The following is a 25,945-nucleotide window of genomic DNA, read 5'->3' on the forward strand; positions in this document are numbered from 1 at the left end:
ATGCATGCGGCGGCGGGGTTCGAGCTGATCATCGCGATGTTCCTCGTGATCGTGGGGCTGCACTATCTTGCGCGGCGACTGTCGTTGCCACCCGCCGCGGCGCTGATCGTCGGGGGCGGCGCGGTCGCGTTCGTGCCGGGTTTGCCGGGAATCACGATCGACCCCGAGCTGGTGCTCGTCTTCTTCCTGCCGCCGCTGCTGATGGACGGCGCGTGGTTCACCGCGATCGCGCCGTTTCGCCGCCATATGGCCGGCATCCTGTCGCTCGCGATCGGCGCGGTATTCTTCACGACCGCCGTGGTCGCGGTCGTCACGAAGCTGCTGCTCCCCGCGCTGCCATGGGCCGCCTCCGTCGCATTGGGTGCGATCCTGTCGCCGCCCGACGCGGTTTCGGCGCGTGCGGTGCTGCAGCAGGTCCGGCTGCCCCGACGCCTCTCGACGCTTCTAGAAGGCGAGAGCCTCCTCAACGATGCCGCCGGTCTGGTGCTGTTTCGCTTCGCGATCGCCGCGGTGCTGACCGGCACCTTCAGCCTTGGCGCGGCGACCGGCACCTTCGTGCTGCTCGTGATCGGCGGGGTGGCGGTCGGCGCGGCGATCGCCGGGCTGTGGGTGTTGCTGCTGCGCCGGCTGGGTGACGACACGCTGATGATCGCGGCGACGATGCTCGTCTGCTGGAGCGCCTATATCGCGGGCGAACTGCTACACGTCTCCGGGGTGATTGCCGTGGTGACCGCCGGCCTGATCTGCGGCTGGTATCAGCATGTCGTGTTCAGCGCGAGCGTCCGCATCCGCGCGCTCGCCTTCTGGCAGGTGCTGATGTTCCTGCTGGAGGCGGCAGTGTTCACGCTGATCGGTCTGTCGCTGCGCGGGCTTCTCGACCGGGTCGGCACCCCGGCCGGCATCGTCGATACGATGGCAATGCCGGTGCTGCTGATCGTCGCTGCGGTGATCGTCGCGCGGTTCGTATGGATCTTCGGCGCCGATGCGATCGTCGCGCTGCTGCGCCGTATCGGCGTGACCGTCGCGCGCCCGCTCGGTGGTCGCGCGGCGCTGGTCATGAGCTGGGCGGGGATGCGCGGAGTGGTGACGCTGGCGGTCGCGCTGTCGTTGCCCGAGACCATGCCCGCGCGCGACCTGATGCTGGTCACTGCCTTTGCAGTGATCCTTGTCACGGTGCTGGTGCAGGGCACCTCGCTCGGCTGGGTCATCCGACGCGCTCGCCCGCGCGAGGACCCGGCCACGCTGCCACCGCTCGACCTGATGTCCGCCGAGCGCGCGATGTTCGGCGCGCAACTCGACGCGGTCGAGCGTCATGCGCATGACGATCACGGGGAGCTGATCCATCCGCAGCTTCTGCGCCGCTATCGTGCGCGCGCCACCGCCGGGGAGACCTTCGAGGGCACGGCGGAGGAACGAACCCAAGCGATCGCGCGCCACTTCGACGTCATCATCGCCGCGGTGGAGGCAGGGCGCGCCGAGCTGGTGCGGCTGCATCGCACCGGACGGATCGACGACGAGACGCTCCACGATCTCGAACACGACCTTGATCTGGAGGAACTTGGCGCGATCGCCGCCAAGGGTTGACGGTCATTCGGACGGGAGCGCCCAGGGAGCCTTCGCCAAGGCGAGCGCGAGATGATCGATCACCGCCTGAACGCGCACCGGCCGCAACGTGGAGGGCGGCATGACGAGGTGCAGCGCCAGCACCGGTGCGGCCCATTCCGGCATCGCCGCCTCCAGCGTACCCGCACGCAACTCGCGCCACACCAGGAATTCGGGCTGCATCGCAATGCCCTGCCCGGCCAGCAGCGCCGGGGTCAGCACGTCGGCATTGTCCGCCCACAAGGCCACCGGCGGCGTGATCGTCTCCTCGCCGAATTGCGGATGCGTCAGCCGCCACACGCCGGGATTGGCCGCCCCGCTATAGGCGAGCGCGCGATGCCGGGCGAGCTGCGCGGGATGCGTCGGCCGTCCCGCCGCTTCCCAATAGGCCGGTGACGCGACCAGCAGCAGCCGCACCGTACACAGACGCCGCGCGACCAGCGAACTGTCCTCCAGCCGTGCGATGCGGAGCGCAAGATCGAACCCGCCCGCGACCAGATCGACGTGCCGGTCGCTCAATGCGAGGTCCAGCGTTACCTCGGGATAGGCGGCCATGAAGGCTGGCAGGATGGCGGCCATATAGCCGATCCCGAACGACACCGGCGCGCTGATCCGTACGCGTCCCCGCGGAACCGCGGATTGCTCCTTCGCCTCGTCCTCCGCCGCCTCGCCCTCACGCAGCAGGCGGGTCGCTCGCGGCAGCACCGCGCGTCCGCCCTCGGTCAGCGCCAGGCGGCGTGAGGTCCGGTTGAGCAACGTCACACCCATTCGCGCTTCCAGTCGCGCGATCGCCTTGGAGACGGTCGGATTGGCGAGCCCCAGCTCCTGCGCGGCGCGCGCAAACGAGCCGGTTTCCGCGACCTTGGCGAAGATCGCCCATGCTTCGAGATCGGGGAGTCGACGTGTCATTTTCGACAATGATGGAATGCCATACTTGCCATTTCGTCAATCCGCTTCGTGCACCATCTTGCCCTCAGCGAAACAAATGTCAGTGTCTTTCAAGGAGCTTAGAGATGATCGATCGTCGCCCCTTCGCCAAACTCGGTGGTGCCAACCATGGCTGGCTGGATGCCAAGCATCACTTCTCCTTCGCGAGCTACTACGATCCGGACAATATGGGCTGGGGCCCGATCCGGGTGTGGAACGACGACACGATCGCCGCCGGCACCGGCTTCCCGCCGCATCCGCACGCCGACATGGAGATCATCACCTATGTCCGCGATGGCGCGATCACGCATCAGGACAGCCTGGGCAACACCGGGCGCACCGAAGCCGGCGACGTGCAGGTGATGAGCGCCGGGTCCGGCGTCCGCCACTCCGAATATAATCGCGAGACCGAGGCCACGCGGATCTTCCAGATCTGGATCGAGCCGAAGGTGCGTGGCGGCGAGCCGCATTGGGGCGCCAAGCCCTTCCCGAAGGGGAACGCGCCGGGCAGTTCATCGTGCTCGCCTCTGGGCTGGAAGGCGACGGCGACGTGTTGCCGATCCGCGCCGATGCCCGCGTGCTGGGCGCCACGATCAAGGCAGGCGAGACCGCCGAATATCGCCTCGGCGCCGGCCACCACGCCTATCTCGTTCCTGCCACTGGCGCGATCAACGTCAACGGCGTCCGGATCGAGGCGCGCGACGGTGCCGCGATCGCCGACGAGGCGGTGCTGACCGTCACCGCGATCGAGGATGCCGAGATCGTCCTCGTCGACGCCGCCTGACCTTCCTTCCCTTTCTGTGTGCGTAGCCATCGAACCACGGAGACCGACCATGCCCTTCATCACCACCGCCGACGGCACCGAGATCTTCTACAAGGACTGGGGTCCGCGCGACGCGCAGGTCATCCATTTCCATCACGGCTGGCCACTCAGCGCGGATGACTGGGATGCGCAGATGATGTTCTTCCTCGACAAGGGCTATCGCGTGGTGGCGCACGATCGGCGCGGGCATGGTCGATCGTCGCAATCGGCGGCCGGCCACGACATGGATAGCTATGTCGCCGACGTGATCGCGCTGACCGACGCGCTCGATCATCGGGACGCGGTCCATGTCGGCCATTCGACCGGTGGTGGTGAGGTGGCGCGCTATGTCGCCCGCGCCGCGCCCGGACGCGTCGCCAAGGCGGTGCTGGTCAGCGCGGTCGCGCCGATCATGGTGCGTACCGAACGCAATCCGGACGGCGTGCCGATCGACGTGTTCGACGACGTCCGCCATCAAACCGCGACGAACCGCGCACAATTCTTCTACGACTTCACCCTCCCCTTCTTCGGCTACAATCGCGACGGCGCCGAGATGAAGGAAGGCGTGCGGCGCAATTGGTGGCGACAGGGGATGCAGGGCAGCGTGCTGGCGCATACGCTGGGCATCAAGGCGTTTTCAGAGACCGACTTCACCGACGATCTGAAGGCGATCTCCGTCCCGACGCTGGTCATGCACGGAGAGGACGATCAGGTCGTGCCGTTTGCGACCACCGGCAAGCTGTCCGCCGACATCGTCGCCGGCGCGGTGCTGAAGTCCTACCCCGGCTATCCGCACGGGATGCCGACCGCGCATGCCGATCAGATCAACGCCGATCTGCTGGCGTTCATCCGAGGTTGAGCGACGATCCGGGCGGGCCGATGGTCCGCCCGGTCTTTCAGGGGAGTGGCGCGATGGCCGACCGCATTCTTATCTTCTACGGCTCCTACCGCTCGGATCGGCAGGGCATCCGGCTCGCCGACTATCTGGTGCGGACCTTTGCCGAGCGCGGTGCCGCGCCCGAATTGATCGACGCCAAGGCGATCGGGCTGCCGATGCTCGACCGGATGTACAAGGAATATCCGGCGGGTACGGCGCCGCCCGCGCTGGAGGAGCTTGCGGGCAAGATCCGCGCCGCCGACGCCTTCGTTTTCGTCACCGGCGAATATAATTGGGGTCAGCAGCCCGGGCTGAAGAACCTGACCGATCACTTTCTAGAAGAATGGTTCTGGCGGCCCGCAGCGATCGCCAGCTATTCGGCCGGCCGGCTCGCGGGCGCGCACGCCAGCGTCGCCTGGCACGGCACGCTGACCGAGATGGGAATGGTCGTGATATCGAGCACGCTGACCGTCGGCAGCATCGGCCACACGCTCGACGCGGACGGCAAGCCGACCGGCGACGGCGGCGTGTCGCTCGCCCGCGCCTTCCCGCGCTTCGCAGACGACCTCGCCTGGTGGACGGCGGCGGCGAGGCAGCAACGCGCGCTCGTGGCGCCACCCTATTAGGTGAGGAACGCAAGAGCCGCCAGAGGAGGCAGCGACGATGAACCCCACGATCACCGCGTTCCAACGCTCACCGGACGGCGGCAAAGGGCTGGCGCGCGACACGCGTGTGCGCTGGGCGCTGGAGGAAGTCGGTCAGCCCTATGACGTCCGCCTGGTGTCCTTCGAAGCGATGAAGCAGCCAGCGCACCTCGCACGGCACCCGTTCGGCCAGATTCCGACCTATGAGGATGGCAGTCTCGTGCTGTTCGAAACCGGCGCGATCGTCCTCCACATCGCGGAGCGTCATCCGGGTCTGTTGCCCACCGATCCCGATGCCCGGGCCCGCGCGATCATGTGGGCGATCGCGGCGCTGAACACGATCGAGCCGACCGTGCTCGATCTCACTGCCGCGCGGATTTTCGAGGCCGATCGGCCATGGGCGAAGGAACGCCTGCGGCTGGTGGAGGACCGCGCCCGCGTACGACTGGCGCAGCTGACGGACTATCTCGGCGAGAAGCAGTGGCTGGACGGCGACTTCAGCGCGGGTGACCTGATGATGGTGTCGGTGCTGCTGCGCTTCCGCGTCACTCGCCTGCTCGACGAATTCCCGACGCTCGCCGGCTATGTCGCCCGTGGAGAGGCCAGGCCAGCCTATCGTCGCGCCTTCGCTGCGCAACTCGCGATCAACGCGCCGCCGAGTGGAGAAGATCGCCTGGGGTGAGGTTTTGAGCGGCTCAGGCGTTCGCCGTGCGTTGGAGCGTCAACGCAGGAGCAGCGAAACCATGGCGATCAAAGCGGTTCTCTTCGACATCGACGGCACCCTCGTGGACAGCAACGACCTGCACGTCACGGCATGGCAGGCCGTGTTCCGCCAGATCGGCGCAACGTTCGACGATCAGGTGGTTCACGACCAGATCGGAAAAGGCACCGACATGCTGGTGCCGACACTGCTCCCGGACATCGACGAAGCCGAGCAGGAAAGGTTGGGCGAGGCACACGGCAGCATCTTCAAGTCGCAGTACCTGGAGCAGGTGACGCCCTTCGCCGCTGCCAGGGATCTGCTCGCAAGGGTCAAGGAGAGCGGCAGACAGGTCGTGCTGGCGTCGTCGGCTTCGTCGGATGAACTCGACCATCACCTCGATCTGCTGGATGCCCGTGAGATCGTGGACCTCTCGACCACATCGGATGACGTCGAGAAGACCAAGCCTGCACCCGACATCTTCGCCGCCGCGCTCGAGAAGCTGTCACCGCTCGATGCCAGCGAGGTGATCGTCGTCGGCGACACGCCTTACGACATCGAAGCGGCCGCCAAATGCGGCATCGCGGCCGTCGGCGTCCGATCGGGTAAGTTCAGCGACGAAACCCTCAAGGATGCGGGTGCGGTCGCCTTGTACGATGACGTCGCCGCCCTGCTGGCCGGGTTCGAGAACTCGCCGCTAAATGGTTGATCGTGCGGGCCAAATCCGCGTCTGCGGGGCATAAGCGGCAACGATCTGCTTGTTCGCCGTCACGGCACGAACTCCGTGTGCCACACGATCAACATAAAGAGACGAGCCGAAGTTGCAGCTTCGGCTCGTCAACTTCAGAGAACGGTAGGTATCTTACAGGCGAGAACGGCCGGCATTGTGGCCGCCATTTTGGTGCAGGATGTCCGCGACCGTCTCGCTGGAGATTGCACCATCGCCTGTATCGACCGTGACGAGCACACCGCCGCGGCCGAGGCGTCCGCTATAATAGTCGATGTCTTCCCGATCGATGCCGTGCTTGGCGAGGGTCTCGTTCAGCGTTCCCGCCGCTGCCCCGGCCGCAGCGCCGATCGCCATCGCCCCGGGTACGGCCGACGCGGCGATCGCACCCGCTGCGACGAGCGGGCCGACGCCCGGGATCGCCAATGCGGCGACGCCGAGACCAGCGCCGAGGGCACCGCCGCCGAGAATACCTCGCGCGACGCTGCCATGTTCCTCGTTCGTGACGTCACCGGCGGCGTCTGACGTCGTTGTCACGCCTGCGCGTCGTGTGACGACCGACAGGGCGCGATCGGGCAACCCTGCGTCGCGAAGCTCCGCGACTGCGCGCTGCGCCTCCGCCTCGGTGTCGAAGATGGCCGAAGCCGTTTGCATGTTCATCTTTGTCACTCCTGCAATCAGCGGACGGTGCCGCGGCGAAAGAGGTTGATGATGGCGAGAAGCACGATCGCGCCGATCAGCGAGACGACGATCGACTGGATGCTGATCACGCCGCTGGTGATCGGTGCGCCGCCGATCAGCGGCGTGATGATGAACCCGGCGAGCAGCGCGCCGACGATGCCGACGACGACGTTGAGCAGGATACCCTGCTGCCCGTCCGTGCGCATGATCATGCTGGCGACCCAGCCGATCAGTCCGCCGACGATGAGAAGAATGATGAGGCCCATGACCGGTCTTTCCGTGTGGTGAATGATGCGATGGAAACGGTCCGGCGGTCAGGTACGTTCAAACGCGCTTCCCGCACCGGGGCGCGGCACTAGTATGACGGTACTATCCCATATGGTGCCGGTGGCAGGAACGGTGTTGAGCGGTGACGGGTTTAGCCACCATGCTCACTTCTTCCGCTCCCGCCGATCGCCAGCCTGAACTGCGTCACCTGGAGCAATTGATGGCGCAGTTGCTGGACGGGGTGATCCTGCTCGATCCGACCGGCGTCATCCTCGGCGCCAATCCTGCGGCACTGGCGATGCACGGCGTCGATACGGTCGAGGCACTCGGTGGAACGGCCGAGGGATATGCGGATCGTTTCACGTTGTGGACGACGGATCATCGAGCGATGCGCCACCGCGACTATCCGATCTTCAAGGTGCTGGCCGGGGAAAGCATCCCCGATCTGGTCGTGGAAGTCGCGCCGGCCGGGGAGGACGAGGCTCGCTGGATGCATCAGGTGCGCGACGTCACGATGGACGTGGACGGTGGAGAGCCGGACTATCTGGCCATCGTGCTGAGCGACGTGTCCGCACGCTACGATGCGCAGGCGCGCTTCGACGCCATGTTCCGCGCCAATCCCGCTCCCGCGATCATCGTCCGACAGCGCGACATGAAGCTTGTGGCGGCCAATACGGGCTTTCTGGCGCTGACCGCCTTCGAGGAGGACGATCTGCTTGGTCGATCGCTGTTCGGTCTCGATCTGATCGACGGCTTACCGGATCGAGCGCGCGTGCAGCGGCAGATCGAACAGGGCGAGGTCATACCGCAAACGGAGGCCGAGCTGCTGGTTGCGGACGGATCGCGCCGCCTGGTGCTCTTCGCCGGTCAGCCGATCGACGTGACGCAGGAGGACGCCTTGCTGCTGACCTTCGCCGACCTTCAGCCACGGCGAGATGCCGAACGGTCGCTCGCGGCCAGTGAGCAGTATCTGAGAGCGGTGTTCGAGATGGCACCGGTGGCGATGGCAATCGTCCGGACGTCCGACCAGCGGCTGACGAGCATCAACGCCGCCTTTTATGCGCTGACCGGTCATGCGGCGGGCTCATTGGTCGACCGCACCGTGCGCGAGGTCGGATTATGGCACGATCCGGAACAGCAGCGGTTGGTCGCCACCGAACTGGCGCAGGGAGGCGCGATCCGGGATCGCGATCTGCGCATCGTCACACGCTCAGGGATCGTGACGGATTGCCTTGCATCGGCGGAGGCGATCCGCATTCATGGTGATGCCTGCGTGCTCTGGGTGTTGCAGGACGTGACCGAACGCCGCCGGAGTGATGCCGAGCTTGGCGCTGCGATCGACGAGGCGTTGAAGGACGCGAGCTGGCTCAGCCGCTCTATCCTGGACCGGCTCGCCTCGCTGCGCCGACCCGCGCCTCATGTCGCCCCGGTCGAGCTAAGTCCGCGCGAACGGGAGATCCTCGATCTGGTCTGCGACGACCTCGACGATGCGGCGATTGCCGAACGCCTCGCGATTTCCCGCAATACCGTGCGCAACCACGTCGCCAGTATCTACGCGAAGATCGGGACCAACCGCCGCAGCGGCGCCGTGGTTTGGGGACGCGAGCGCGGCATGGGTTCGAAGCGGGACTGATCGCTACGGTCCGTCCCGTTGGCAGCTAGCGTTGAACCACGTCCCTCCGCATCGGCGCGAGCTTTGCCAGGAAGCGGTTCTGCGCCGCGAACGGGATGTGCTCGGCCGCCATCGCGCGTTGCAGATTCTCCACGAGGCGATTCATATCGGCCTGCTGCACGCCCATGTTGGTGTGGGCGGTGCGCATGTCCCGGCCGGTGTAGGTGCAACCGGCATTGAGGATGAAACAGAATTGCTCGAAGATGACGCGGCGCAGGCGCACGGCATCCTGGTTCTTGAAGATTTCACCGATCCGCGGATCGGCAAAGTTCGCTGCGACGAACCGGTCGACGATGCGCCGGATCCCGGCCTGCCCGCCGAAGTGCCGCGCCATCCCGTCCCCGTGGAATGGTTCGGCGCCGGCGTTGCGGGGATCGACGCGATACGGCGCGACCGGCTCTTCGCCTGGCGGGCTCGGCGGCAACGCCTGCGGCGCAGCGATCAGGAGAGCGATGAACATCATCATTGGAACTGTCCTTTTCGAAGCGGCATCAGAAGCTGCCCTGTAGCTGCACCAGCAATCCGCGCTGACCCGCAACGGTCGCGATCGAGCCGAGGTCAGCATAGGCCACGGTCGCGGTGAGGTGCCGCCCGATCGCATAGGCGGCGAAAGCGTCCCATGCGTCGTCCTCGCGCGCGAAGGCCAGGTGGCCGGTTTTCATGCGATACTCGGCGCCAGCGACGAACCGGCGACTGAATTGATACGCGACGGACCCCTCCGCCTCCGCACGTCGCCCGCCACGGACAGGCCCGCCGAAGCCGAGCAGCCCGAGCTGATTCGCCTTGGTCGCGCGCACGGTCGCGTTCACCAACAGCGAATGATCCAGCAGCAGCTTGGTCGCCGTAAGGTAAAGATCCGCACCCGATCGCTCGCGCGCGCCCACCGCGCGCACGATCGCCGGGTCGAGGTTCTTCTTGTACTGAACGCCGATCGCAATCGCCGGCAGCCAGCTCGGCCCGAACACCGCGTCGCCCGCCAGCCTGACCTTCGCCCCCCAGATGTCCTGGTCGAAGGTGAAGTCGTTGCCGAGCCCGAGCACGCCGCCGACCTTATTGGTGTCGAACGACTGCCGCGCATAACTCAGCTCCAGCCGGTCGCGCAGCCCGATCGCAATGGAATAATTGGCAAGATCATAGTCGGGCAGCGCGACCGCGGTCACCGCCGCCTGCGCCCCGACGCCGTCTCGCGTCTCGTTGCCGGCAATGACCGCCCATGGTGTCAGCCCGCCACCGGCGCTGCCCTCCACCGACGAGATGCCGTTCGTCAGCAGCAGCTTTCCCGGCTCCCCGACCTGCTGGGCGGCAGCGGGGCCGGTCACCGCGAGGAACGGCAGGGCAAGCAAGCGAACAAGACGGTACGACATGCTGCCCGCATTCGCAGACGATGCTTAAGGTCGCGTTGACGCCGCGCGGTTTCACAATCCAGTCAGCTATTTAGCGGTTAGCGTTCACCGATGATTGACGAACGGCGCGCATAAGGCGGTCATGACCAGATCAGCCCTCCTCGCCTGCGTCGGCGCTTGTCTCGCATCGCACGCGCAGGCCGCAACCGTTGCGGTGCATGTCGTCGACGCCAGCGGTCGCCCGGTGGAAGACGCGGTGATCACGATTCGGCCCGCGGCGGGCATCCCCGCGCAGCCGGTCCGCTCCGCGACGCGCCTCGCGATGGTGCAGAAGAACATCGCGTTCAATCCGCATGTGCTGATCGTACCGGTCGGCGCGACGGTCGCCTTCCCCAACGAGGACAAGGTCCGGCACCACGTCTACAGCTTCTCGAAGCCGGCGCGCTTCGAACTGAAGCTGTTCGGCCGTGACGAGACGCGCAGCTACACCTTCAACACGCCCGGAACGGTCGCGCTGGGATGCAACATTCATGATTCGATGAGCGGCTTCATCAAGGTGGTCGACACGCCGTTCGCGGGCAAGACCGATGCTGCGGGCAATGTCAGCCTTCCCGCCGTCACCGCGGGTGCCGCAACGCTGACCGTCTGGCACCCGCGCATGGCCGCCAAGGACAATCAGGCGAGCTTCCCATTAACGGTCGCCGCGACCGGCGACCTGTCACGCCAGCTACGCCTGAACCTGCGGTGACGATGCGTCGCCTTCATGGGCTCGCACGCATGGTGCGACGGCGGGTCACCGGCTCGCTGTCGGCCAAGCTGACGCTGTTCTATGCGACGCTGATCGCCGCGATCGTCGTGGCGACGCTCGGGGCCGCCAAGACCGGTATCAGCGACTATGCCGAGCGCATGATCCGCGGCGAGATGGTGAGCGGCGCAGCGGTCTTCGATCGCGTGACCACGATGCGCTACGCCCAGCTTGGCGACGCGGGACGCGTGCTGGCCGCCGACTTCGGCTTTCGTACCGCCGCGGCCACCGGCGATGGCCCGACGATCGCCTCCGCACTCGACTCACTTCGCGCACGCCTCCGGCTGGACCAGGCAATCTTCGTCTCCGTCGACGGGCGGGTAGACGGCTTTCGCGGTCCGCTTTCCAGGGCGGACGCGACGGCGTTGCGCGAGGCGCTGGAGGCCGGGCGCACCACCGGTATCCTCGCGATCGGCGACCGGCGCTTCAATGCGACCGCCGCGGAGATCCGCGCACCGGTAACGATCGGCTGGGTCGTGTTCGCCAACGCGCTGGACGCCCGCGAGATCGAGCGATTGTCGCGACTGTCGTCGATCGACCTGTCACCGCGGATCGTCCCGGCGGCCAACCTGTCCGCGCTCGAGCGCTCGGGCAAGGTGGTGGAGCGGCACGTCGATGGCGAGGACCTGTTGGTACAGGCATCACCGCTCGCCACGTTCGGTCAAGGCCGCCCACAGATGCTGGTCCTTCAGTATAGCGTCACGCGCGCCATGGCGGACTATGCGCCGATCCTGTGGCTGCTGGCGGCGTGCGGGCTGGGCGGGATCGCGGTGGCCATGATCGGAAGCTGGCTGCTCGCGCGGCGGATCACGCGCCCGATCGCAACACTGGACGCCGCCGCGCGCCGTGTGGCGCAGGGCGAATATGCGCAGGTGGCCGTCACCACGCGCGACGAACTCGGCACCCTGGCACAGAGCTTCAATCGCATGGTGCACGACGTCGGCGAGCGCGAGCGCCAGATCACCCACATGGCGCTGCACGACGGCCTGACCGGTTTGGCCAACCGGGCGTTGCTGCGCGAGCGGCTGACCGCGCTCCTTGCCCGTCCCACGCCCGGCCGCCGACACGCGCTCTTCTGTCTCGACCTCGATAACTTCAAGGTGGTCAACGACACGCTGGGTCACCCGACCGGCGACGCCCTGCTCTGCGAGATCGCGGGCCGGCTGGGCGATGTCGCGGGCGATGGCTTCGTCGCGCGATTGGGCGGCGACGAATTCGCGATCGTGGTCGACGACGCGCATCGCTCGCACGCCCGCTTTGCGCGCGACCTTATCCGCGCGGTTGCGGAGCCGTGCGTCGTGAACGGTCACCGGATCGTGTCCGGCACCAGCGTCGGTATCGCCATCCTCGGCCCGGATGGCCAGGACGCGACCACGCTCGCCAAGAATGCGGATCTGGCGCTCTACCGCGCGAAGCACGAGGGGCGCGGCGGCTTCCGCTTCTTCGAGGCGGCCATGGATGCCGAGGCGCAGCGCCGGAGGCAGATGGAGCTGGACCTGCACGACGCGCTCGAACACGGTCACCTGTCGCTGATGTTCCAGCCGCTCTTCAACCTCTCGGAGGCGCGTATCTCCGCCTTCGAGGCATTGCTGCGCTGGAACCACCCGCAGCGCGGGCTGATCTCGCCGGTCGATTTCATCCCTCTGGCCGAGGAGACGGGGCTGATCGTCCCGATTGGCGCATGGGTGATCCGCGAGGCGTGCCGGATCGCCCGCGACTGGCCGGAGCACGTCCGGGTCGCGGTGAACGTCTCCCCCGTCCAGTTCCGCAACCCCGGCCTCGCCGCCGTCATCCTGCAGGCGCTCGCCGAGAGCGGCTTGGCGCCGCAGCGGCTAGAGCTGGAGATCACGGAGAGCCTGTTCATCGAAAATCCGGAAACGACGCTCGCCTCGCTGCACAGCTTGCGCAACCTGGGTGTCCGCGTCGCATTGGACGATTTCGGCACCGGCTATTCCTCGCTAAGCTATCTTCGCGCCTTCCCGTTCGACAAGATCAAGATCGATCGCAGTTTCATTATCGATCTGCTGAATAGCGACGGCGCGACCGCGATCATCAAGTCTATCACGACGTTGGCCGAAGCATTGGGAATGGAAACGACTGCGGAAGGCGTCGAGCATGCCGATCAGCTCGACATCCTGCGTGCGCAAGGATGCAGCCATATCCAGGGCTATTACTTCAGCAAGCCGATCATGGATAGCGAGATTGCCGCGCTGATGGCCAATGACAGGACAGCCAGCGGTAAAACAGCTGTCGCTTCGGACGATCGCATGCGAGGCCGATCAGCTGTTGCTTGAACACGCTACAACTCGGCCGACCCTGCTCGTTTAGTTTCGAATGACATAGAACTGGCCTACGTTCGTCATTGCGAGCGCAGCGAAGCAATCCAGGGCCGGATCAGGACGCCCTGGATTGCTTCGCTGCGCTCGCAATGACGAATCCGGTTCGACATGATCTCCAGGCTCTCGCGACCGCCATGTTGCGGACGTGACGGGCCAGCGAAGTACTGCGGCCTCAGAGGCCGGAGCATCCTTCCTCATGCATCAGTCGCCGTAGCCACCGACTCGGACAGCGCGTTCTTTCCGAGTCGCAAGACCACGGGGTCGCGCCACAAAATATCAAACGTGGAACACGCATAGTAGATTCATCGAGTATAGTTAACAGTCATTAAAACGTGTTCTCCCATTATACTTCGGTCGTAGTCTACGGCATCTTAACCTCAACCGTTTCAATTTGTTAACCAGCGAACGAGATCCCCGTGGAATTGCTCAGACGGGGATGAATATGTCTGTTGGGATTTACGGTCCGCGTGAAATTGTTCGACGCCGGCTTCGTCATACCACCTGCCTCACGCTTCTCGCGGGCGCGGCCGCCTTGCAGCCTACGCAATCTGCTGCTCAGTTACTGAGCCTGTCGGGTCTGTCCGACAGCCTGAATGCGCTGGGCACCACGGTGAGTGCGCAGGGCACGCAGATCACGGCGACGACCAATCTCGCCAATACGCTCAACACCAGCGTCAACACGCTGAACACGACGATTGCGAACCAAGCCTCGACACTGCTGTCGGTCCAGACCGCGACCACTGCGAACACCAGCAACCTCGCGACGGTAACCGCCTCCGTCAACCAGCAGCAGACCCAGCTTACCGCCAACACGAGCCTGCTCAACACCGTCACATCGGGGCTTGGCACGCTCGGGTCCACCTTGGCGACGCAGGGCACGACGCTTCAGGGCCTACAGACCACCGTCGCCGGCAATGTCTCGAACCTCGCCACGCTGTCGACCAGCGTCGGTCAGCAAGGTACGCAGCTCACCGCCAACACCAACCTGCTCGGCACGGTGAACGCTGGCCTTGGCGCGCTTACCTCGACCGTGACGACGCAGGCGAACACGCTTCAGGGTCTGCAGGCAACAGTTACGGGCAACGTCGCCGACGTCGCGACACTGTCGGCATCGCTCGGCCAGCAGGGCACGCAGCTCACCGCCAACACCAACCTGCTCGGCACGGTGAATGCGGGCCTTGGTGCGCTCACCTCGACCGTGACGACGCAGGCGAACACGCTTCAGGGTTTGCAGGCAACCGTGACAGGCAACGTCGCCGACGTCGCGACACTGTCGGCATCGCTCGGCCAGCAGGGCACGCAGCTCACCGCCAACACCAACCTGCTCGACACGGTGAACGCTGGCCTCGGCGCGCTCACCTCGACGGTGACGACGCAAGCGAACACGCTTCAGGGTTTGCAGGCGACCGTCTCGGGCAACGTCGCCGACGTTGCGACGCTGTCGGCATCGATCAACCAGCAGGACGCGCGGATCACCGCCAACCTGGGCGCGCTCGACACGCTCGGCGCCGGGGTGACGGCGCTCACCGGGACGGTTACCGGCCAGGGCCAGACGCTGCAGTCCTTGGGGAATACCGTCGGCACCCTTGCGGGCGACGTGCTTTCGGCAGGAACGCAGATCGCGCGGCAGGCGACCGATATCAGCGCGCTTCAGGCCAGCGTCGGCGCCAACGTCGGCGATGTCGCAGCGCTGCGCGCGACACTTGGCACGACCGGCAGCGACGTCACCGACCTTCAGACGCAAGTGAGCGATCATGAGGTGCGCATCACCGCCAACACCGCGCAGCTCGGAACGCTTGGCACCACCGTCGGAACGCAGGGCGCGACGCTGACGCAGCAGGGCAGCGATCTCGCGACGGCCGCCGCCAACATCGCCAGCCTGCAAGGTCTCGTGTCCACGCAAGCCGGCACGCTCGGTATTTTGGGCTCCACCGTAGCGGCGCAGGGCACGCTCCTCGGCGACCAGGATCTCGCGGATCACCGCCAACGCCAACGCGATCCTGTCGCTGCGCAACATGACCGTGAGCGGCAACGCCAGCCCGATGCAATATACGACGCCTGTGGCGCCGACCGTCGCGACGACCACGGCAACCAATGACGTCGCCGTGCTGGGTGGACAGCCCGGCCCGGTGCGTGTGCACAACGTCGCGGCCGGTCAGATCGCGGCAGGGTCGACGGACGCCGTCAATGGCGGCCAGTTGCATGACGTCGGTGAGCAGATCAACGACCTCGCCGCGGCAACGGTGCAGTATGACGACCAGACGCACACGCGCATCACGCTGGGTGGCGGCAATTCCGCGCCCGTGTTGCTCGCCAATGTCGCGCCCGGAACGATTGCGCCTGGCTCGACCGAAGCGGTCAATGGCGGCCAGCTCGCCGACACGAACGCGACCGTCGCGACCCTGCGGGGCGACGTGACGAATCAGGCCAGCGATCTCGCGAGCGCGCGGTCCGGTCTCGCCGCACTCGGCACGACGATCACGGCGCAGGGCGTGCTGCTGGGTTCCAATGCGGATGCGATCGCGGCGCTGCGCAGCGATGCCGAGCGCGGCGCGATCGGTCCGGTGCGCTACTCGAACCCGGCGACCCCGACCGTGCCGAACGGCGGCACCGTCACGCAGAGCCTGGCGCTTGTCGGTCGCGATCCGTCACCGGTCGCCCTTCACAACGTCGCAGATGCGCAACTGTCGAGCGGATCGACCGACGCCGTCAACGGCGGGCAATTGTTCGCGCTGGCGCAGAGCTACCAAGGATTGAGCGATCTCGCGGTTCGCTACGATGATCCGGCACGCGCGGCGGTGATGTTCGGTGCCGCTGGCACGCCGGTTACGCTCCGCAATATCGCCGCAGGAACGCTCGCGGCGGGTTCTAGTGACGCCGCCACGGCAGGGCAGCTGTTCGATACGAACCAGAATGTCGGCACGTTGACCAACGTCGCGGCTCTCCAGGCGGGCTTGATCGGTGCGATCGACGCGCGGCTCGGCGGCGTGGCACAGGATTTGGGACAGCTCGGCACCGCACTCGACACCGGCGCGCGTGGGCCGGTACGCTACAGCGACGCTGCGACCCCCAATGTGCCGAACGGTGGCCTGCTCTCGCAGGACCTCACGCTCGTCGGCGCGGGCAGCGGCGCGGTCCGCTTGCACGGCGTCGCTGACGGCATGGTCGCCGCAGGCTCGTTCGACGCGGTCAATGGCGGCCAGCTCTATTTCGCCGGCAATGCCGTGGCGAACGCACTGGGAAGCGGCTTCCGCTACAATCCAGCGAGCGGCTTTTCGGGCAACTTTACCTTCAAGGGTCAATCCTACGGCTCCGTTCAGTCGGTATTCGGCGCGATCGAGACGTCGCTGACTGCGGTGCAGGTTTCGCCGGGCGGAGGGACGGGCACTATCCCGGACACCGCCCCCGTCGGTACCAAGTACTTCCGCGCGAATTCAACGATGATCGACAGCGCGGCCGAGGGGTTCGACTCGACGGCGATCGGGCCGGCATCGACCTCGTCCGGAGAAGCCGCGATCGCCGTTGGCCGCAATGCCATTGCTGGCGGCACAAGCTCGGTCGCGATCGGCGACGGCGCGAAGGCAATGGACGGCAAGGCGGTGTCGATCGGCTTGGGCAACATCGCCTCCGGCGACGGCGCGGTCGCGATCGGCGATCCCAACTACGCCACTGGCGCGGGCGCGACCGCGCTCGGCAAGGACAACAACGCGACAGGGATCGGCGCGATCGCGCTCGGCCACGTCAACGTTGCGAGCGGGGACGGTAGCACCGCGATCGGATCGACCAACCAGGCGAGCGGGCTCGGTGCCTCCGCCCTCGGCTTCACCAACGTCGCTTCGGGCACCGGCGCCATCGCCATCGGCACGAACAACAGCGCGACCGGGGATGGCACGCTCGCCATCGGTTCGAACGTCGTCACCAGCGCGACGGACACGCTTGCGATCGGCAACACGGCGAGCGCGCAAGGTGCGCGGGCGGTCGCGATCGGCAATATGGCCGCCGCGACGGCGACCTACGCGGCGGCCTTCGGCTTCAATGCGGAAGCGCGCGACTCCTACTCGACCGCCGTCGGTACGGTGGCGCATGCGCAGGGCTTCGGCTCGACGGCGGTCGGCACGCTGGCCAGCGCGAGCGGCTTTGCGACAAGCGCCATCGGTTCGGGCGCCATCGCCGACAAGGAAGGCAGCGTCGCGCTCGGCTCGGCATCGCAGACGGTCCGCGGCGCCGTCAGCGGCTACACCGCCTTTGGCGTCAGTGGGTTCCAGCAGTCGCTCGGCGAGGTCGCGATCGCGCGCAACGTCTCGTACCTCAATCCCACCGACAACAGCTATTCGCCGGTCGGCAACCGCCAGATCACCGGCGTGGCAGCCGGCTCGGCGGAGACCGACGCGGTCAATGTCGCCCAGTTGCGGGGCGTGTCGGGCACGATGGGAGCGGCGTTCGTCGCCGGCTTCGGCGGCGGGGCAAGCTACGACGGCACGAGCGGCGCGCTGGCCGCACCACGCTACACGCTCAACGGCGTCACGTACTCCAACGTCGGCGACGCGCTTCAGGCGATCAACGCACGACTGAGTGGCAGCGACGCGGTTCCGCCGAGCGCACCGCCAGTCGGGATCCCTGACAACACCTCGCCGACCCAGGAACCCGTCGTCGGCCCGAACCCGACACCGGGCCCGACCGGAGGCGAGACCGGTGGTGGCACGAGCCCTCAGCTCGCCGCGACCACGACGCGGGTCGCTGCCGTCGAGACGCGGGTGAACTCTGTCGAAACGCGGGTGAACTCGGTCGAGACGCGCGTGAGCACGGTCGAAACCAAGGCCGACGAGGCCATCGCCGCAAGCAGCCGCTCGATCCAGTATGATGGCGACGGGAAAACCTCGATCACGCTGGACGGCGACAAGCCGGTGGCGCTCCACAATCTGGCACCGGGCACGGCAGACACCGATGCGGTCAACGTCGCGCAGCTGAACGGCGCAATGGGTGCCGCGATCGATGCCGCCAACAGCTACACCGATCAGCGCGTCGCGGCGCTCTCGTTCGATCTCAGCCGCGTCAACCGCGATGTCAGCGCAGGGGTCGCCGGTGCGATGGCAATGGCCGGGATGCCGCAGCCATTCGAGGAGGGCAAGAGCATGTTCTCGCTCGGCGCAGGCACCTTCCGGGGTCAGTCGGCGGTCGCGATGGGCGTGTCGCGCATCATGACCGATGGCCATACCATCGTGAAGCTCGGCGCCACGTACAACAGCCGCAAGAGCCTCGGTGCCAACGTCGGCATCGGGTACCAGTTCTGAGCCGCGCGATGCCGGGCTACGGTCAGCAGGCGGGTGCCGAGGCACCCCACCTGTCAATCCTGGGCGATCTTGCTCGCCTTGGGCGACCTGTAGCCCGGCAACATGCCCGCGAACGACTGGGCAAAGGCATGGTGCCGCTCGACCGGAACCGAGGCGACCATCGCATCCGCGATCGCCTTGATCTCGTCCTGCGTCAGCGCGCCGCGGTTGTGGAGGGTCTGAAGCAGCGCGACGACCCCGATATAGGCGGTGTCGGCCTGGTGCATGACCGCCTCGATCGCCCCGGCGACCTTGTGAACGTCCGCTACCGCCATGTGCCCTCCCGCTTGCAACTCAACTTCACAATACGTGCCGCATCGTCACTGCTCAATCGAGCCGAACAACAATCGACTGCCAACCCTTAGACCTTGGTCGAAGCGCCACCGATCACAACCGGCTTGTTAAGCACGATCAACTAGCCCGGATAGCGACCAAGCCCGACCACCATCGTGCGTATCTTGGAGGATACTGCCATGATCCATGTTATTTCTACACGACTTCCCCGCCTCGCGAGCAAGTTCGTCGCCTGCTTTACCTTGATCGCCGCCGTGCCGGCAGGCGCGTCGACGCAGGGCAGCCTGGGCGCGACCTCGACCGGGACGGTGACGATCACCGCCAGCGTCGCCAATCGCGCGCAGATCACCGGGCTGAGCGATGTCGCCTTCACCAACGTCGATCCGGCCAGTGCGGCAACCTTGTCGCAGAGCAACTGCGTCTGGAGCAACACCGCCAACAAGGGCTACAGCATCACCGCCACCGGCAGCGGCACCAGTGGGGCGTTCACGCTCGCCAACGGCAGCGTGAACGTGCCCTATAGCGTGCAGTGGAACGCGAGCGGCGGACAGGCCAGCGGCACCGCCCTGACTGCGGGAACCGCGCTGGCGGGCATGATCAGCACCGCTGCCAATCCGACGTGCAGCACCGGGGCGGCGAACACGTCGAGCCTCATCATCTCGATCGCTGCAACCAACCTTCAGGGCATGACCTCGGCGGCGAGCTACACGGGCTCGCTGACGCTGCTCGTCACCCCGCAATAATATCGGGGTGGGTGGGCAATGGCGGCGATCCGGCGTCTTGCTGCGGCGGCGATGCTGGCGCTCACTGCTCCGGCTTACGCGCAGGGCGTCCAGATCACCGGCCTGAGCGACGTCGCGTTCGGCACAATCGGCAGCTTCGGCACCGATCTGGTCCGAAGCCAGTCGATCTGCGCGTTCAGCGGCCTGCTCGGCGGACGTTACTCGGTCACCGCTTCCGGCTCGGGCACGGGCGGCGCATTCACACTGTCGAACGGCGCGGCCGCCCTGCCCTATGAGGTGCAGTGGAACACCACCGCCGGACAGAGTTCGGGCACCGGCCTGACCGCCAATGTCGCGCTCAGTGGCCAGACCATGCTGCTCAGCTGCCCGGTTCTCCAAACGACCAACACCAGCCTGATCGTGATCCTGCGCGCCGCGCAACTCCACGTGGCCACCGCTGGCAATTACAGCGGCACGCTGACCGTCATCCTCGCGGCCAACTGACATGCACGCGCGCGTGGTCTGGCGGGTCGTCTGCGCGCTGTTGCTGCTCGCATTGCCGTGGAGCGCGCGCGCGGCGGACGTTCCGCATGTCACCGCTTCGATGCCCGCCGACTTCGCAGCGCTGGCCACGACGCAGCGCGTGGTTCTCGACGTCTATCTCGGCGACCGGCGGCTCGGCCAATATCCCGCAGAGGTCGCCAGCGGCGGCGTGCGCCTGCTCGATGCGCAGGCGATTGCGGACAACATACCGGACTTGCTCGACCCGGCCGCCTTTGTCGCCGCGCTTGCCAGCCCGCTACCGCCGCCTTGCCGCGAGGACGCTTGTCCGCCGATCACCGCCGACTACGATCCCGCCATCTTCCGCCTTACACTGGCCATCGCCCCGCGCATGCTCGCGGTGCGCGGCGCAACCGCGAATTACCTCGACGACAGCGCCAGCAGCCCGTCGGCAGTGAACACGATCGGCGTGGCGGTCGCCGGCGGTGGCGGCAGCGGCACGGCTTATGCGATCCGCAACCGGCTGGTCGCGGGAAACGGAGCACTGCACCTGCTCTCCGACCTATCATTGGCGTCGTGGGACGGCGGGCGGCTCGAAACGCTGGCGATCGAGCGCGATCATCGCGACCTGCGCTGGCGCGGTGGTCTCTTCTACGCGCCGGGTGCCGATTTGATCGGGCGACGACGTATTCTCGGCGTCGGCATCACGACGCAATTCGACACCCGCGCCGACCGCGTCGCGCTCAGTGGCACGCCATTGATCGTGTTCCTGACCCAACGGTCGCGCGTCGATCTGTACGTGCAGGGACGATTGGTCGGCTCTCAGGTGTGCGACAGCGGCAATCAGGCACTCGATACCAGCGGCCTGGCCGACGGCTCCTACCCGGTCGAGTTGCGCATCCAGGAAGCCAGCGGCGCCGTCCGCCTGGAACAGCGCTTCTTCACCAGGAGCGCCGCACTCGCTCCCGCAGGGCGCGTCATGTTCGACGCGCAATTGGGTGTTCTGGCCAGCGATGGCGGCGGACGACGCATTCCGATCGCCACGGGCGGTGCGCGGGCGCGGCTGGGATCCCGTCTCGCCTGGGACGCGGCAGTGATGGCCACCCCCTATAACGCCGTGGCGGAAACGGGCCTTTCCTTCCTGACGCCACAGGCGCAGGCGCGTATCGCCCTGCTTGGTTCTCGCCGCGGCGACTACGGCATGGCGGCCCAGCTGAGTTCCGGTGGCGGAAGCCCGTTCAGCTACAGCCTCGACGCGCGCCGGGTCCACAGCGTCGACGGAAACGCACTGATCGCCGAAAACGAGGCGAACCGCCTCATCGTCACCTCAATGATGCGCCCCGGCGCTGTGAGCCTACCGGGTGCCAGCTATACGCAAATGCTCGGCACACTCTCCTATTCGCTCCCGCGCGGGCAGGTCGGACTGTCCGCCTATCTTTTCCGAACTGGTCATGGGCAAACCGCCTATGCGGTCGGCCCGACTGCGCGCTGGTCGATGTTGCGGCGCGATCGCCTGCAACTCTCGGCCACCGGCCAATACGCCCGCACGCAGCGCGGCGATGCGATTGCCTTCGGCCTTCAGCTTCAGGTGCTGGGGCCACGCAGCGCACTGGCCACCACGATCGGGGTTCAGCACAGTGCCGAAGGGCGGGCGGCGGTGCCCGTGATCGAAACGTCGGCCTCGATCCATCGCGACGACTGGCTCGGCGGCGCGGTCGACGCCGGGGCGGTTGTACAGCGCGGTCCGACCGGCGTCGTCATGCAACTGACCGGCGAGCGGCGCGGTCCGCTCGGCGTCGCCGCGGCGAATGTCACCGGGCGGACCGGTGAAAGCGGTGGGGTGAATTACGGTCTCACCGCCCAAACGACCCTCGCGCTGACGGGGCGCGGTCTCCGCTTCGGCGCGGCGGGGCAGAATGACAGCGTGCTTGCGATCGCCGTCGCGGGCGACCGCAATGCGACTTTCGAATTGCTGGTCGACGAAGCGGTACGCGGCGCCGTGCGCGGCGGGCAGCGCGTGACGCTCGCGGTGCCGCCGTACCGCCGATACCGCGTCCGGCTGCGCGCGACCGGCAGCGAGTTGATCGCCTTCGACACGCGCATCCGCACCGTGGACGTGTTCCCGGGCAGCGTCGTCGCGCTCGACTGGACCGCCCGGCCGGTACGCGCGCTCTTCGGAAGGCTGGTCGATCGCAGCGGCATCCCGATCGCCGACGCGGACCTGACCGCCGACGATGCGATCGCCGCCACTGACCCGCACGGCTACTTTCAGATTCAGGCTTCCATCGACGCGCGCTTGACCGCCCGCACCGCCACCGGGCGCACCTGCACCGTGCGTCTCGCCGCCGCCGAAGATGCCGCCACGACCTACACTCGCCTTGGAGACGTTGTATGCCTTTCCTGAACCGCCTTGCCGTGGCGCTGTTCGCCTTGGCAATCGTCGACGCGGTCCCCGCGCACGCCAGCATCGTCCTCAGCCAGGTCGTCGTGGACTTCGCCGCCGACGGCAAGCTGGCGCAGGACATCGAAGTCTCGAACGACAACAAGGAAGTTGCCTATGTCGCCGTCGAGCCCTTTGAAATCGTCGCTCCCGGCACCCCCAAGAGCGCCGTACCGCCATTGTCGATCCGGAGGTGGGCGGGCTGCTCGTCACGCCGCAGCGGATCATCCTGCAACCCGGCGAGCGTCGGACCGTGCGGATCGCCGCGATCGGCGCCCGCCGCGCGAACGACCGCGTCTATCGGGTCACGATCAAGCCGGTCGCCGGCCCCGTCTCGTCGTCGGTCAGCGCGATCAAGCTGCTGGTCGGCTATGACGTGCTGGTGATCCAGCGCCCCGCAACTCCCGCCGCCAGGATTGTCGGCGACCGCGGGGCCGAGACGCTGATGCTGCGCAACGACGGCAACACCAACGCCGAGCTTTACGACGGCAAGCTGTGTGTCGGTTCGGACTGCCACGCGATTCCGTCCAAGCGGCTCTATGCCGGACAATCCTGGTCGCAACCGATCGGGCCCGGGAAGATCACCTACCGCATCACGACTGGCACCAAGACAGAGGTGGTCGAATATTAATGTAAGAAAAAGCGACGCCGGTCGTGCCACTTCCGGTGGCGCGGACGCGTCGCTCACCTTTCTTCGGCTCGAACGTCGCTGCCGTGCCGGAGCCGGGAACATGGTGTCTCATGCTCCTCGGCTTCGCGTTGATCGGTGGCGCCGTGCGACGATCGCCGCGCCGGACACCCGCGCTGGCGGCGCGAGCGTAGCGGTGCTGATGCCCGTCACAGGTACTTCAACCACGCGATATCACGTCGCGATGCCTTGAAGCGGGAGAACCATGCCGTCGGCAGATACAGCGGGATGATCAGGCACAGATACCAGACAACCACCCAGCCATAGCTGGCCACGCCGAAGGTCTCCCCGTGCGTCGCTCCCCAGAGAGCGAAAGCGGCATGGTAGAGCAGCCGCAGCACGGTGAGGTGGAACAGGTAGAAGAACATCGGCGCGCCGCCGAACACCGCCAGGGCCGCGACCAGCTTGCCATCGTTCAGGCGCTCGAACAGGGCGAGCAACAGCGCCCCGCACCCCAGCGTCAGCAGCAAGAACAGGAGCGACGGCGGATATTTGGTCAGCGCGAAGAAGCTCATCGCCGTCCGCATGGGATCGTCCGCAACGACGAACCATGGAGCGTCGCCATAGCTGTTCGCCAGGCGGATCAGGACGAACGCGACGAGCATCGCGACACCGATCCCGACCAGGCGGCGCATCCGCGTGCGAGCGGCGACGACCGGCAGGAACCATGGACCGATCCCATAGCCCAATGCGATCAAGCCGATCCACGGGAGCACGGGATAGGTCGTCTTGGCGACCAGGCCGAACGGCAGCGCGATGACATCGCGCTGATGCAACATGGCCCAGACCGGAAACAGCGGCTGGTCCGGGCGGAGATGGATGGCGTCGAGCAGATTGTGCCCGCAGACGATCAGCAGCCCGAGGCCCAGAAGCGCGCGGCGGGGCAATGCGATCAGCGCGGCGAGCACGATCATGCAAAGACCGATGCACCAGATCACCTGCAGCCAGATCGTAGGGCTGGCGACACCCCAATACAGCTCCGAAAGGAAAAAGACTTCCAGCGCCGTCAGCACGAAGCCGCGTTTCAGCAGAAAGGATCGCGTTTCGGCCAGGGTGTGCCTGATGCTGTAGAGGTAGGCTGACACCCCCGTCAGCGCCACGAACACCGGCGCGCACAGGCTGACCGCAAGGCGCGCCAGATACAATGCCGGAAGCGCGGTTTTGGCGTCGATCGGGTCGAGCACGGCCACGTGCAGGAACCAGGTTTCGCGTAAGTGATCGAGTAGCATGAGCACCATGACGAAGCCGCGAAGCGCGTCGATGCTCTGCATTCGCGAGCGTGTTGCGGATGTCGCGGGCTGGCATGCCCCTGCCCACGCCGATGCTGTCAGAACAGTCATTACACGTTCCCGATGTCGTTAGGCAGGCCATCGTCGGATCGATTTCCGGGCCTCACCTTCGAAGCGATGATCCTTGCGGCTCACCGCGTGGCGATCGGTGCCTGTTGGCGTTCCTGGCGACGTGACGCAAGGAGAAATGATACAACATCACCTTCCTGTTGGGTGAAATGCTTGTTTATCTCAGATAATCCTCGACACGTGACGCATACAGTCGTCGCCGTCCGACTGTTCGTTCCAGCTCATGGACTCGTCGTGGGCTGCGCCGACGGTACGGCGGCCTACGTTCGTTCAACGTCGCCAGCACCTACCCGGTCGGGCTCTCCGCCGTGAAGGGTGAGCAGCACGGCTTGGTCACGGGCTGGAACTCCATCAGCTCGACGCGCGTGCCGTCGGGATCGTAGAGGTTGGCCTGCCACTTGCCGTCCCGGCCCATTTGGGGACCGTCGCGACGCGGGCTCAGGCGCTCTTCCCGGTGCAGGGTCGTGACGGCGGCCTGCATGTTGGGAACGCCCAAGGACAGATGGTTCAGCACGCCCAACTGGCGAGCATCGACCTTGGTCAGCGGCACGTCCGAGCCCGGACCGACCATCATATATTCCAGCCAGTCCCGACCATCCGGCGTCTGCTGCGACACCCAGTCGACCTTGTCTGGCTCGAAGGCGCCATACCAATACGGCCGGAAGCCAAGCAGGCGGCGGTACAGCCCGTCCTGCTTGGCCCGGTCGTTAACGGCATAACCGACGTGGATGATGCGCCCGCTGATCGCGCCGGGAATTGCGTTGGAGTCAGCGCTTGCGGATTGCACGAACTGGACCCCGTTGCCTTCCGGATCGCGCAGCGCGAACCAGCGATCCCCTTCGGCGGAGCGCTGCATCGCGCCGAGCCCGGAGACGCCTGACTCTGCCAGCCAGGCCCGCAGCGCCGCCGCGTCCGTCGTCGCATAGGCGACGTGCGCCAGCATGCTCGGCCCCTGTCCGGCGGGTGCTGGCAGCACCTCCACGAACTGACGCGGGCTCAGATAATAACGGACGCCCGCGGGGTTTTCGGGGTCCGTGCCCTTCCGGGCGCCCAGCACATGCGTGTAGAAGTGGTCGGACTTCGCCATGTCCCGCGCATAAACGGCGAGGTGCGAGATGCCGGTGATGCCCGGACGCGGCCCCGGCGGCGCCTTGGCCCCGAGCAGAGCCGCGGCTGCACACGCCAGGACTGCGATACGATAGGTCATGGCAGCCTCTCCCACCCGG

At 66.5% G+C, this 25,945-nt stretch carries 22 protein-coding genes and 2 pseudogenes; 16 read left to right on the forward strand and 8 right to left on the reverse strand.

The features are described from left to right. Positions 1-1,584 carry a Na+/H+ antiporter gene (locus QP166_RS12705; protein ID WP_333916231.1) on the forward strand — a complete coding sequence of 528 codons (1,584 nt, stop codon included), beginning with the start codon at positions 1-3 and terminating at the stop codon, positions 1,582-1,584. A gap of 3 nt (positions 1,585-1,587) precedes the next feature. On the opposite strand, the gene QP166_RS12710 is transcribed toward QP166_RS12705, so the two are convergent. Beyond that, the gene (locus tag QP166_RS12710) at positions 1,588-2,511 is read right to left on the reverse strand and encodes a LysR family transcriptional regulator (protein WP_333916232.1); all 924 of its coding nucleotides are present in this window, start codon (positions 2,509-2,511) and stop codon (positions 1,588-1,590) included. A 104-nt stretch (positions 2,512-2,615) separates the two neighbouring features. Between QP166_RS12710 and QP166_RS12715 the strand changes: the two are divergent. The 5 genes and pseudogenes from QP166_RS12715 (at position 2,616) to QP166_RS12735 (ending at position 6,261) form a co-directional block, all read left to right on the forward strand. Beyond that, positions 2,616-3,313: pseudogene (locus QP166_RS12715) on the forward strand (pirin family protein). A 49-nt stretch (positions 3,314-3,362) separates the two neighbouring features. Further along, positions 3,363-4,190, forward strand: coding sequence for an alpha/beta fold hydrolase (locus tag QP166_RS12720; protein WP_333916233.1), 828 nt, complete (start codon positions 3,363-3,365; stop codon positions 4,188-4,190). A gap of 53 nt (positions 4,191-4,243) precedes the next feature. Continuing rightward, positions 4,244-4,834: an NADPH-dependent FMN reductase gene (locus tag QP166_RS12725; protein ID WP_333916234.1), complete on the forward strand. Its 591-nt coding sequence runs from the start codon at positions 4,244-4,246 to the stop codon at positions 4,832-4,834. 37 nt (positions 4,835-4,871) lie between these two features. Beyond that, entirely contained in the window at positions 4,872-5,534 is a 663-nt protein-coding gene (locus QP166_RS12730) for a glutathione S-transferase family protein (RefSeq protein ID WP_333916235.1), read from the forward strand. Next, entirely contained in the window at positions 5,512-6,261 is a 750-nt protein-coding gene (locus tag QP166_RS12735; RefSeq protein ID WP_333916236.1) for an HAD family hydrolase, read from the forward strand. The genes QP166_RS12730 and QP166_RS12735 overlap by 23 nt, the downstream gene beginning before the upstream one ends. 153 nt (positions 6,262-6,414) lie before the next feature. Here QP166_RS12735 and QP166_RS12740 read toward each other — a convergent pair whose 3' ends face one another. Next, positions 6,415-6,939: a hypothetical protein gene (locus QP166_RS12740; RefSeq protein ID WP_333916237.1), complete on the reverse strand. Its 525-nt coding sequence runs from the start codon at positions 6,937-6,939 to the stop codon at positions 6,415-6,417. A 17-nt stretch (positions 6,940-6,956) separates the two neighbouring features. Beyond that, on the reverse strand, positions 6,957-7,226 hold the full coding sequence (locus QP166_RS12745; RefSeq protein ID WP_333916238.1) for a GlsB/YeaQ/YmgE family stress response membrane protein: 270 nt from the start codon (positions 7,224-7,226) through the stop codon (positions 6,957-6,959). 161 nt (positions 7,227-7,387) lie between these two features. On the opposite strand from QP166_RS12745, the gene QP166_RS12750 reads away from it, so the two are divergent. Further along, on the forward strand, positions 7,388-8,860 hold the full coding sequence (locus QP166_RS12750; protein ID WP_333916239.1) for a PAS domain S-box protein: 1,473 nt from the start codon (positions 7,388-7,390) through the stop codon (positions 8,858-8,860). 25 nt (positions 8,861-8,885) lie between these two features. Here QP166_RS12750 and QP166_RS12755 read toward each other — a convergent pair whose 3' ends face one another. Both QP166_RS12755 and QP166_RS12760 read right to left on the reverse strand, forming a co-directional pair. After that, positions 8,886-9,233, reverse strand: coding sequence for a group I truncated hemoglobin (locus QP166_RS12755; RefSeq protein ID WP_333916240.1), 348 nt, complete (start codon positions 9,231-9,233; stop codon positions 8,886-8,888). Between the two features lie 157 nt (positions 9,234-9,390). After that, positions 9,391-10,263, reverse strand: a complete 873-nt coding sequence (locus tag QP166_RS12760; RefSeq protein ID WP_333916241.1) for a DUF3034 family protein — start codon at positions 10,261-10,263, stop codon at positions 9,391-9,393. A gap of 121 nt (positions 10,264-10,384) precedes the next feature. Between QP166_RS12760 and QP166_RS12765 the strand changes: the two genes are divergently transcribed. The 4 genes from QP166_RS12765 to QP166_RS12780 all read left to right on the forward strand — a co-directional run bounded on the left by QP166_RS12765 (position 10,385) and on the right by QP166_RS12780 (position 18,677). Beyond that, positions 10,385-10,990, forward strand: coding sequence for a cupredoxin domain-containing protein (locus QP166_RS12765; RefSeq protein WP_333916242.1), 606 nt, complete (start codon positions 10,385-10,387; stop codon positions 10,988-10,990). Positions 10,991-10,992: 2 nt separating this feature from the next. Next, on the forward strand, positions 10,993-13,341 hold the full coding sequence (locus QP166_RS12770; RefSeq protein ID WP_333916243.1) for a putative bifunctional diguanylate cyclase/phosphodiesterase: 2,349 nt from the start codon (positions 10,993-10,995) through the stop codon (positions 13,339-13,341). Between the two features lie 577 nt (positions 13,342-13,918). Further along, a complete protein-coding gene (locus tag QP166_RS12775) occupies positions 13,919-15,484 on the forward strand; it encodes a beta strand repeat-containing protein (protein WP_333916244.1) in 1,566 nt (521 codons plus the stop codon). Continuing rightward, positions 15,402-18,677, forward strand: a complete 3,276-nt coding sequence (locus QP166_RS12780; RefSeq protein ID WP_333916245.1) for a YadA-like family protein — start codon at positions 15,402-15,404, stop codon at positions 18,675-18,677. The genes QP166_RS12775 and QP166_RS12780 overlap by 83 nt, the downstream gene beginning before the upstream one ends. 53 nt (positions 18,678-18,730) lie before the next feature. On the opposite strand, the gene QP166_RS12785 is transcribed toward QP166_RS12780, so the two are convergent. Next, entirely contained in the window at positions 18,731-18,991 is a 261-nt protein-coding gene (locus QP166_RS12785; protein WP_333916246.1) for a hypothetical protein, read from the reverse strand. Between the two features lie 198 nt (positions 18,992-19,189). Between QP166_RS12785 and QP166_RS12790 the strand changes: the two genes are divergently transcribed. From QP166_RS12790 to QP166_RS12810, 5 genes and pseudogenes are all read left to right on the forward strand, one after another. Continuing rightward, a complete protein-coding gene (locus QP166_RS12790; RefSeq protein WP_333916247.1) occupies positions 19,190-19,753 on the forward strand; it encodes a hypothetical protein in 564 nt (187 codons plus the stop codon). A gap of 18 nt (positions 19,754-19,771) precedes the next feature. Then, positions 19,772-20,236 (forward strand): hypothetical protein, encoded by a 465-nt coding sequence (locus QP166_RS12795; RefSeq protein WP_333916248.1) that lies wholly within the window; start codon positions 19,772-19,774, stop codon positions 20,234-20,236. A 1-nt stretch (position 20,237) separates the two neighbouring features. Next, on the forward strand, positions 20,238-22,637 hold the full coding sequence (locus QP166_RS12800) for a TcfC E-set like domain-containing protein (RefSeq protein WP_333916249.1): 2,400 nt from the start codon (positions 20,238-20,240) through the stop codon (positions 22,635-22,637). Positions 22,638-22,866: 229 nt separating this feature from the next. After that, on the forward strand, positions 22,867-23,304 hold the full coding sequence (locus QP166_RS12805) for a hypothetical protein (RefSeq protein ID WP_333916250.1): 438 nt from the start codon (positions 22,867-22,869) through the stop codon (positions 23,302-23,304). A gap of 68 nt (positions 23,305-23,372) precedes the next feature. After that, positions 23,373-23,495, forward strand: a pseudogene (locus QP166_RS12810) (PEPxxWA-CTERM sorting domain-containing protein); the annotation flags it as partial. Positions 23,496-23,510: 15 nt separating this feature from the next. Here QP166_RS12810 and QP166_RS12815 read toward each other — a convergent pair. Both QP166_RS12815 and QP166_RS12820 read right to left on the reverse strand, forming a co-directional pair. Beyond that, the gene (locus QP166_RS12815; protein WP_333916251.1) at positions 23,511-24,632 is read right to left on the reverse strand and encodes a DUF1624 domain-containing protein; all 1,122 of its coding nucleotides are present in this window, start codon (positions 24,630-24,632) and stop codon (positions 23,511-23,513) included. A 373-nt stretch (positions 24,633-25,005) separates the two neighbouring features. Further along, positions 25,006-25,926 (reverse strand): VOC family protein, encoded by a 921-nt coding sequence (locus QP166_RS12820; protein WP_333916252.1) that lies wholly within the window; start codon positions 25,924-25,926, stop codon positions 25,006-25,008. Between the last annotated feature and the right edge of the window lie 19 nt (positions 25,927-25,945).

Source organism: Sphingomonas sp. LR60 (assembly GCF_036855935.1).
Taxonomy (GTDB): Bacteria; Pseudomonadota; Alphaproteobacteria; order Sphingomonadales; family Sphingomonadaceae; genus Sphingomonas.

What these genes read in the sequence shown, in the direction of transcription:
- QP166_RS12705 (WP_333916231.1), top strand. Translation starts at nt 1, where the DNA reads ATGCATGCGGCGGCGGGGTTCGAGCTGATCATCGCGATGTTCCTCGTG.
- QP166_RS12710 (WP_333916232.1), bottom strand. Translation starts at nt 2,511, where the DNA reads ATGACACGTCGACTCCCCGATCTCGAAGCATGGGCGATCTTCGCCAAG.
- QP166_RS12720 (WP_333916233.1), top strand. Translation starts at nt 3,363, where the DNA reads ATGCCCTTCATCACCACCGCCGACGGCACCGAGATCTTCTACAAGGAC.
- QP166_RS12725 (WP_333916234.1), top strand. Translation starts at nt 4,244, where the DNA reads ATGGCCGACCGCATTCTTATCTTCTACGGCTCCTACCGCTCGGATCGG.
- QP166_RS12730 (WP_333916235.1), top strand. Translation starts at nt 4,872, where the DNA reads ATGAACCCCACGATCACCGCGTTCCAACGCTCACCGGACGGCGGCAAA.
- QP166_RS12740 (WP_333916237.1), bottom strand. Translation starts at nt 6,939, where the DNA reads ATGAACATGCAAACGGCTTCGGCCATCTTCGACACCGAGGCGGAGGCG.
- QP166_RS12745 (WP_333916238.1), bottom strand. Translation starts at nt 7,226, where the DNA reads ATGGGCCTCATCATTCTTCTCATCGTCGGCGGACTGATCGGCTGGGTC.
- QP166_RS12750 (WP_333916239.1), top strand. Translation starts at nt 7,388, where the DNA reads ATGCTCACTTCTTCCGCTCCCGCCGATCGCCAGCCTGAACTGCGTCAC.
- QP166_RS12755 (WP_333916240.1), bottom strand. Translation starts at nt 9,233, where the DNA reads ATGGCGCGGCACTTCGGCGGGCAGGCCGGGATCCGGCGCATCGTCGAC.
- QP166_RS12760 (WP_333916241.1), bottom strand. Translation starts at nt 10,263, where the DNA reads ATGTCGTACCGTCTTGTTCGCTTGCTTGCCCTGCCGTTCCTCGCGGTG.
- QP166_RS12765 (WP_333916242.1), top strand. Translation starts at nt 10,385, where the DNA reads ATGACCAGATCAGCCCTCCTCGCCTGCGTCGGCGCTTGTCTCGCATCG.
- QP166_RS12770 (WP_333916243.1), top strand. Translation starts at nt 10,993, where the DNA reads ATGCGTCGCCTTCATGGGCTCGCACGCATGGTGCGACGGCGGGTCACC.
- QP166_RS12780 (WP_333916245.1), top strand. Translation starts at nt 15,402, where the DNA reads ATGACCGTGAGCGGCAACGCCAGCCCGATGCAATATACGACGCCTGTG.
- QP166_RS12785 (WP_333916246.1), bottom strand. Translation starts at nt 18,991, where the DNA reads ATGGCGGTAGCGGACGTTCACAAGGTCGCCGGGGCGATCGAGGCGGTC.
- QP166_RS12790 (WP_333916247.1), top strand. Translation starts at nt 19,190, where the DNA reads ATGATCCATGTTATTTCTACACGACTTCCCCGCCTCGCGAGCAAGTTC.
- QP166_RS12795 (WP_333916248.1), top strand. Translation starts at nt 19,772, where the DNA reads ATGGCGGCGATCCGGCGTCTTGCTGCGGCGGCGATGCTGGCGCTCACT.
- QP166_RS12800 (WP_333916249.1), top strand. Translation starts at nt 20,238, where the DNA reads ATGCACGCGCGCGTGGTCTGGCGGGTCGTCTGCGCGCTGTTGCTGCTC.
- QP166_RS12815 (WP_333916251.1), bottom strand. Translation starts at nt 24,632, where the DNA reads ATGCAGAGCATCGACGCGCTTCGCGGCTTCGTCATGGTGCTCATGCTA.
- QP166_RS12820 (WP_333916252.1), bottom strand. Translation starts at nt 25,926, where the DNA reads ATGACCTATCGTATCGCAGTCCTGGCGTGTGCAGCCGCGGCTCTGCTC.